General features: G+C 43.6%; 8 protein-coding genes. All 8 read left to right on the top strand.

The genetic code is table 11. The features are described from left to right. A partial coding sequence (locus AC1DVJ_RS28885; RefSeq protein ID WP_477595988.1) for a hypothetical protein occupies positions 1–666 on the top strand: 666 nt, incomplete at its 5' end. 4 nt (positions 667–670) lie between these two features. Next, on the top strand, positions 671–1,936 hold the full coding sequence (gene fahA / locus AC1DVJ_RS28890; protein ID WP_477595990.1) for a fumarylacetoacetase: 1,266 nt from the start codon (positions 671–673) through the stop codon (positions 1,934–1,936). Positions 1,937–1,984: 48 nt separating this feature from the next. Beyond that, the gene (locus AC1DVJ_RS28895; RefSeq protein ID WP_477595993.1) at positions 1,985–3,142 is read left to right on the top strand and encodes a homogentisate 1,2-dioxygenase; all 1,158 of its coding nucleotides are present in this window, start codon (positions 1,985–1,987) and stop codon (positions 3,140–3,142) included. Between the two features lie 70 nt (positions 3,143–3,212). After that, on the top strand, positions 3,213–4,928 hold the full coding sequence (locus AC1DVJ_RS28900; protein WP_477595995.1) for an aromatic amino acid hydroxylase: 1,716 nt from the start codon (positions 3,213–3,215) through the stop codon (positions 4,926–4,928). Positions 4,929–4,973: 45 nt separating this feature from the next. Then, positions 4,974–5,681, top strand: a complete 708-nt coding sequence (locus AC1DVJ_RS28905) for a CoA transferase subunit A (RefSeq protein ID WP_477595997.1) — start codon at positions 4,974–4,976, stop codon at positions 5,679–5,681. After that, positions 5,678–6,331, top strand: a complete 654-nt coding sequence (locus AC1DVJ_RS28910) for a 3-oxoacid CoA-transferase subunit B (RefSeq protein WP_477595999.1) — start codon at positions 5,678–5,680, stop codon at positions 6,329–6,331. The genes AC1DVJ_RS28905 and AC1DVJ_RS28910 overlap by 4 nt, the downstream gene beginning before the upstream one ends. Positions 6,332–6,511: 180 nt before the next feature. Beyond that, positions 6,512–6,913: a hypothetical protein gene (locus AC1DVJ_RS28915; RefSeq protein WP_477596001.1), complete on the top strand. Its 402-nt coding sequence runs from the start codon at positions 6,512–6,514 to the stop codon at positions 6,911–6,913. A 192-nt stretch (positions 6,914–7,105) separates the two neighbouring features. Then, the coding region (locus tag AC1DVJ_RS28920; protein ID WP_477596003.1) for a sensor histidine kinase at positions 7,106–8,571 on the top strand (1,466 nt) is incomplete at its 3' end.

Consider the following 8,571-nt stretch of genomic DNA (forward strand, 5'->3'; position numbering starts at 1 on the left):
ATTCAATCGTTTAGGGATCAATATCAAGCAGCAGCCCGGATTGATGTACTCGAATTGCCGTTACCTCCGAATTCCTTACAAGATCAACTTCTAGAGTCGATCGGAAGAGGAGCATCCAAGCTTGGGTTGCAAATATTTTGCGAATTGACACATGAGTTAAATGCAGATTGGAAAACAAGTATGATTGCTGGTTTAAATGAAATTGCCGCATATAATGAAACAAGCGGATCGAGACTTGGTATTAAACTAAGAACCGGAGGCGTTACGGCCGAAGCATTTCCTACAGCTAATCAGGTTGCCCTTGTTCTGGAAGGGTGCAGAGACAGAGATCTCCCGCTTAAATTTACAGCAGGGCTGCATCATCCTGTTCGCATGTACCGCATTGATGTAAAGACGAAGATGCATGGATTTCTTAATGTGTTTTTTGCGGGATTACTGGCTAACTCGCACAAGTTGGAGATTCAGAAAATCGCGGAAATCATTGAAGATGAGCATCCGGAAAGTTTCAAATTTTCAAGTGAAGGCTTGCATTGGAGGCATCTCTCTATGACTTCTTGTGAAATCCTGGCCGTTCGCAATAAGGAATTAAGCTCTTTTGGGAGCTGCAGCTTCGACGAACCGCGTGACGAGATGCGAGAATTTCAATTACTGGGGCAGAGGAGTTGATCGCATGGTCCGTTCTTTTATTGAAGTGGAGCCGGATTCGCATTTTCCTATACAAAACCTGCCATATGGTGTATTCCGTCCCCTTAAAGGCGGACTACCGCGAATCGGCGTTGCGATCGGGAATTATGTGCTGGATCTGGCCCAGTTAGACAGCGCTGGCTGTTTTGACCAGACGGCAGTGTCCGGTAAAAACATTTTTAGTCAACCGTCGTTGAATGCGTTAATGTCTTTTAGCCGTCCAGTTTGGAAGGAGCTTCGTTCAACTATTGGGCGGCTGCTGGATGAGGAAGAACCCGCATTACGTGATAATAAAGGACTACGTGCCACAGCCATCTATTTTCAAAACGAAGTAGAGTTGCTGCTGCCTGTTGAGGTAGGCGATTATACGGACTTCTATGCTTCAAAAGATCATGCAACTAATGTTGGCAGCATGTTCCGTGGTAAGGAGAATGCGCTTATGCCGAATTGGCTGCATCTGCCCGTGGGTTATCACGGGAGAGCCAGCTCCATAGTTATTAGCGGCACGGATGTTCATCGCCCGCAAGGACAGATGAAGCCGCAGGACTCGGCTGCGCCTATCTTCGGATTGAGCCGTCAGCTGGACTTCGAATTGGAAGTGGGCTGTCTGATAGGAACAGGAAATGAACAAGGTCTGCCGATCTCGATAGAAGAAGCCGAAGATTATATATTTGGGCTTGTACTCGTAAATGATTGGAGCGCGCGGGATGTCCAATCATGGGAATACCAGCCGCTAGGACCATTTCTGGCTAAAAATTTCGCTACCTCCATATCCCCATGGGTCGTTCCTCTTGAAGCATTGGAACCATTTCGCGTTCCTGCTCCGAAGCAGGATCCAGAACCGCTTCCATATTTGCGGCAGAGCACTCCGGGTTCTTTCAATATCCAGTTAGAGGTTTATTTGCAGAGCGATTCCATGAAGCGACCAGACCGTATCTCAGCCAGCAACTTCAGCTATTTGTATTGGACGATGGCACAGCAGATCGCTCATCATACGATAGGCGGCTGCAATTTACGGCCCGGGGATTTGTTGGCTTCCGGGACGATTAGCGGCCCTGAGAAGGATTCGCGAGGCAGCATGTTGGAATTGACATGGCGTGGCAGTGAGCCGCTATCTTTGGATAATGGCGATGAACGTTCTTGGCTGGAGGATGGCGACTGTTTAACGATCACCGGCTGGTGTCAGGGAGACGGCTACAGAGTCGGCTTCGGAGAGGTGACCGGCCGTGTGCTGCCGGCCGTTCTAAGCTAATGCTTACGAAGCAAGTTTTCTTGCGAAAACTCTTAGGAGGAAGGTAACATGCCTTTTTATCACCGTATGGGTGAAATCCCCAAAAAAAGACACACGCAGTTCAAGAAACCAGATGGTTCTTTGTACAGGGAACAGGTCATGGGTACGAAGGGTTTTTCGGGCATACAGTCTATTCTTTATCATCATTCCGCTCCGACGGACATCGTTAAAGCCGATATCTATGCTCACTTCAAGTTAGAGTTTGAAGAACAAGGAGCGTTGACATGCAGGCACTTCCTGACAGGACAGTACTTAGATACAGGAGATGCGATAAACGGCAGGCACTACATGCTTGGAAATGAAGATATTTTAATATCCGTCTCCAATCCGACGCAAACCATGGATTATTATTACCGTAACGGAGACGGGGATGAATTGTTGTTTGTTCATCGAGGGACRGGAAAAGTTGAGTCTATGTTTGGTAAACTCAGCTACCGTCCAGGGGACTATATCGTGATACCAGTAGGCACGATTTATCGAATCGTTCCGGAGCCAGGTGAATCAAGATTTTTAAGCATAGAAACAAATAGTTGGATAAGCACACCGAAGCGCTACCGGAACGAGCATGGACAGCTCCTGGAGCATAGCCCTTTCTGTGAGAGAGATATTCGGCTCCCCGAAACTTTGGAAACCCATACGGATGTCGGCGAATTTGAGGTAAGAACCAAAACCAGAGGGTATTTGCACTCTCATACCTACAACTATCATCCATTTAACGTCGTAGGTTGGGACGGATATTTGTACCCTTATATTTTCAACATCGGAGATTTTGAACCGATTACAGGTCGAATTCACATGCCGCCACCCATTCACCAAACATTTGAAGGGAATAACTTTGTCATCTGCTCGTTTGTTCCGAGATTGTTTGATTACCATCCGGAATCCATTCCGTCTCCCTATTTTCATAGCAATGTGGATAGTGATGAAGTGCTCTACTATGTCGAAGGCAATTTTATGAGCCGCAAAGGCGTTAAGGAAGGCTCGATTACCTTGCATCCGTCAGGAATACCTCATGGACCGCATCCTGGAAAAATTGAAGCCAGCATCGGTAAAAAAGAGACTTTAGAGTTAGCGGTTATGATTGATACCTTCCGTCCTTTACGTGTGGTGAAAGGCGCTGCACAATTAGAGGATCCAAATTATCCATACAGTTGGGTTCAAAAATAGACAGGAAGCCGCAGCAAAGTGGACACGCCATAGAAGAGCGCGAAATGAGTAAGAAGAGGGAGTAGATGAAATGAAAATGATCCCGACTCATTTAAAACCATATGTAGCAGAACAACATTATGATAGGTATACACCCATTGATCATGCCGTATGGCGTTATGTCATGCGTCAGAATCATCATGCCTTACAGCATAAAGCTCACTCTGCATTTGTAGACGGACTATTAAAGTCAGGTATTGCAACAGAGAAAATACCTCGAGTGTCAGAGATGWATGAGTCTCTTTCGAAAATTGGATGGGGCGCGGTTATTGTAAATGGACTTATCCCAGGCTCTGTATTTTATGAACTGCTGGCGGGCGGAATTTTACCTATCGCAACAGAAATCAGAAAATTAACTAACATTGAATACACACCTGCCCCAGACATTATTCATGAAGCGGCAGGGCATGCGCCCATCTTATTTGATCCGGAATATAGGTCGTATGTGCAAAAAATCGGCTCGATCGGCACAAAAGCTTTTTCCATGAAGGAAAGAGGAGAAGCATTCGAGGCGCTTCGGCAATTAACGATAGTCATGGAGGATCCAAAATCCACGGTTGAAGAAACAGCGGCTACCCAAAAATTAGTTGAGGAAAAACAAAATGCGATCATCGGATTGTCGGAAGCAGAGAAAGTATCCCGTTTATTCTGGGCTACGGTTGAATATGGACTGATAGGGGACATGAATAATCCGAAAATTTACGGCGCCGGTTTATTATCTTCCGTTGGAGAAAGCAAGCATTGCTTTACAGATGCGGTAGAGAAATTGCCGTACTCCGTTGAAGCGTGTATTGAGAGCCCAAAAATTGTGACAGAGATGCAATCTCGATTATTTGTCTGTAAAAGCTTTGAAGAATTAATGGAGGGCGCCCAATCCTTAGCGAATACGATGGCATTCCGAGTTGGCGGAACGGAAAGTTTAGAGAAGGCACTGCGCTCGAGAACTGTTGCCACCTTCGAATTCAATTCTGGTATCAGCGTAACGGGTATCGTCCATGCTCTAGTAAAGGATAAGAACGGTGAAGCGATCTATGTGAACACAACAGGTGAAACAGCTCTTACGGTAAATAACCAACAATTGAAGGGACATGGAAAAGACTATCATGCCAAAGGATTTGGTACGCCAATTGGAATGCTGCAAGGAAATATTGCATTAGAAGCGTGCGATGCTCAAGCACTTGAAAATTTGGGTATGGTAGAAGGAAACTTCGCTGATATCTTGTTCGTTAGCGGTATAAGCGTTTCTGGACGAATTATAAGTATCATAAAAAATAATCAAAAAGTAATCTTAATTTCATTCGAGGATTGCACGGTGACTTTGGATGGAAATGAGTTATTTAAGAAGGAATGGGGCACTTATGATATGGCAGTTGGATCGCGGATTGTTTCAGCATATCCTGGTGCAGCTGACCCTGCTTCCTACTTTAGTGCAACCCAACAGCAAGCTGAAATTATGAAAGAGCCGGCTTCTTCTCTACCCGAATTAGAAATTCTATATCAGAAAGTTGCAACAATAAGAGAGAAGAACACCTTCACTGACGAATGTATTCAAGTGCTTTGTGACATTTATAATGAACTTAATCATTCTTTTCCCAATGACTGGCTATTACGTTTAGAGTTACTTGAATTAGCTGCGTCTAAACTTGAATTGAAACAATTGGAATTACCGATTAAAGAAGAATTGAATGAGTTAAGTAAGGTTGCTTCTTTTACTAACCTAATAAAAAATGGTTTCTCAATCATTTAGGTGTAGCGCGCAATGTTCCTAAGATGACTTGGAGGAGAAGAGAGCATGAAAAAACTATTTTCTTCAATCACAGAAGCCATACAGGATATTCACAGCGGAGCTACACTGATTGTAGGAGGGTTCGGGCTGTGTGGTATCCCAGAAAATCTGATAGGTGCGCTTAAAGAACAGGGAACTACTGGTATGACTGTTGTCAGTAACAATTGTGGTGTTGATGATTGGGGACTTGGATTACTGCTGGCCAATAAGCAAATTAAGAAAATGATTTCTTCCTATGTGGGAGAAAACAAAACATTTGAGAAACAATTTTTAAGCGGAGAGCTTGAAGTGGAGTTAGTACCACAAGGAACGCTGGCAGAACGCATTCGTGCTGGCGGCGCGGGAATACCTGGTTTTTACACCGCTACAGGAGTAGGCACGTTAGTTGCTGAAGGTAAGGAACATAAGGTGTTTGATGGACGCACATATCTATTGGAACGTGGTATTGTCGGGGATTTTTCTCTTATAAAAGCATGGAAGGCCGATACGCTTGGCAACCTGGTCTTCCGAAAAACATCGCGGAATTTTAACCCGATTGCTGCAACTGCAGGGAAAGTGACCATCGTCGAAGCCGAGGAAATCGTGCAGGCAGGCGAGCTTCATCCGGATGACATTCATACGCCGGGCATCTATGTACAACGGATCGTGCAAAGTGCAAACCTCCAAAAACGGATTGAACGCCTCACGGTACGAAGTGGAGGGATGAGTAAATGAGTGACGACCGCACTAAAATTGTAAAACGTGCTGTACAGGAAATTAAAAATGGCATGTACGTCAATCTGGGCATCGGTATGCCTACTATGATTGCTAGCTTTATACCGCAAGACGTGAATGTGATGCTTCACTCCGAAAACGGGCTGCTCGGCATCGGCCCTTATCCATTTGCGGGAGAAGAAGATCCGGATTTAATTAATGCCGGAAAAGAAACAATCACCGCGATCCCGGGCGCTTCTTATTTTGACAGCGCGGAATCATTCGCCATGATTAGAGGCGGGCATATCCACTTGGCCATTCTTGGTGCAATGGAAGTGGCGGGTAACGGTGATTTGGCCAATTGGATGATCCCGGGCAAAATGATTAAAGGTATGGGAGGCGCCATGGATTTGGTCAGCGGCGCACAGCGCATTGTTGTCATTATGGAGCATGTTAATAAATACGGTGAGTCCAAAGTGAAAACGGCATGTTCCCTACCTCTTACTGGGAAAGGTGTCGTTAACCGGCTTATCACAGATTTGGCGGTCTTTGACTTTAAAAATGGAGAGATGCTTTTGGTTGAATTGCAGCCGGGAGCTACTTTGGAGGAAGTTCAAGTTAAAACCGAAGCAGCCTTTATCGTCTCCCCTGGCGCGCAAATTGACATCTAATTTGACGCGCCATTTTTCTTTTAATAATAATGTGTTTCGCGATTTCAACCCTGCAATTGACAACCAGATTTACAGGTTAATAAAATTGTGGAAATAATTTATGTATAGTGTCAATCTAGACGGAAAACTATAATGAATAGGTAAAGTCTATGTATACGGCRGCGAGGGGTAAATTAGACGATGAGCAAGAAGGAAAAGGCCATTAAAGGAGGATTATTCGGACTTGTGGGGTACATGGTTGGGACTGAGATTATACACGGCAATTGGTTGCGGTTAGGAAGCTCAGTTGTGTGTGGTGTGATATGCTATTTATTGGCAAAGAAAAAGAACCGCCGCGCTTGGCTTTGGCTATCTTTAGGACTTTCCGCAGGCATTTTCGCTTTAATAGTGCTGCCATTTATGAAAACGATACATCGTTACGATACGTATGAAGCAAACAAGAAGAAAAAACCTCTACTAAAGGATGGCGTATGCCATCCTTTTTTGATTCAAAATCTTGTCAAAATGGTCTTTGTCAAAAAAGGAGCGCTACGGTATGATGGGTTTGTCCACGGGTTTAAAAACCCAACACCAAAAAAGTAACTAAAAAGGGGGATGGATCAACTAATTCAAGATACCCGATTTACCGTCAAATCCTACTTTCTTTAGGTGTGAGAGGCGAACATTCATTGATAGCGTTTTACATATGTAGTTTACTAGGCAATACTAAACCATAGCTGTATAGTTTATTCTATTTTAATCATCACAGACAAACAATAAAAGCGAGGCTGAATCATGGCAGTACTTAAAATTCCAGGTTTACATCCGAAGCCGTATTCGTTGAAATATCGGTTAATTCTGATTCTTTTTATTAGCTCTCTTGCGCCGTTAATTCTAATAGGCAGCATTTCTTATTTCTCGATGTATGCCATTTTGCAAAATAAAGCTGAGGGTGGAGTCATAAGTAATTTGCATCAAGTAAGGTTATTGCTTGAAGATACACTGAGCCAGTTGAACCATACGTCTCAGCAGCTCGCTTTTGACGGGCGGGTCGGTAAAAACCTGGAGAGCTATCTGTCTGCTGATATMTATGAAAAGAAAAGATTGAACGATGAGATCAGAAGCGAATTAGGCTTGATTCATTTTACGAATCCGACGCTGGGATTAATGTTTTACTATTTTGAGGCTGATAATYAGGTGTTATTCGAGAATTTTAGCGTGAGTGAGAATTATAATCTTAAGCAGCTTCCTGTACTTATTAAATTCGATAAACTAACATATATGGGACCGCATCGTTCTTTAAATCCAATTGATGGCAATCAAGTGCTTTCGATACTGCGTAAAGTCGAGCTGCCTGATCGTGATGATGTGTATGTCTATATTGAAACTAATTTTAAATTGGCTGAAAGTATCCTAAAGGATAATGAACAATTCGGAGGCAATTTGGTGCATCTGATCGTTGATAATCATGGCAAAATTGTTTATAGCGAGAATTCCACTGATTTTCCAGTTGGGATGTTATATGCCAACAATGATTCGAGTAAGGACATTTCTAGTAAATATAGAATGTTCGAGGAATCTAGTAATCAAACTTGGAAAGTTATGGCCGCTGTTCCMAATTCCGTATATAACCTCGAAGTATATAGATGGATCAAGCAGTTTGTTTTCTTTGCTGTCCTAACGTTGGCAGCAAGTTTTCTCATTGCTTGGATCATATGGCGAACGGTCTATCGTCCGCTCAACCTGTTAAGTACGGATATTCGCAATGTAAAAAGTAATAACGAGGTTTTTCCAAGAAGACAATCGCAGATCACGGAGTTTGCTGTCATTTACAAAGAGTTTGCGGAAATGAGAAGTCGAATTTTCGAATTAATCAGCGAGGTGGAGCAGAAGGAGCAGAGTAAGGCCTTTCTCGAAGTCGAGAAATTAATGACGCAAATCAATCCGCACTTTATTCACAATACGCTTGATACAATTCGCTGGTTGGCTCGTGCCAATGGACAGAAAGATATTGATCGCTTGGTGTCCACCTTGAACAAAGTGCTCTATTATAATCTCGGAAAAGGCGGTCCTGCTAGAATTAAAGATGAGATTGATGCTTTGAAAAATTATGTTGAGCTGCAGGGCATCCGATATAACTTTCACTTTGATGTGAAAATCCACGCTGATTCCAAGGCACTCGATTTGCCGGTACCAAGGTTTATTCTTCAGCCTCTTGTTGAAAATGCGTTATATCACGGCTTAGGGGACAATGGTGTGAT

This window comes from Paenibacillus sp. P4_A9 (assembly GCF_056402415.1).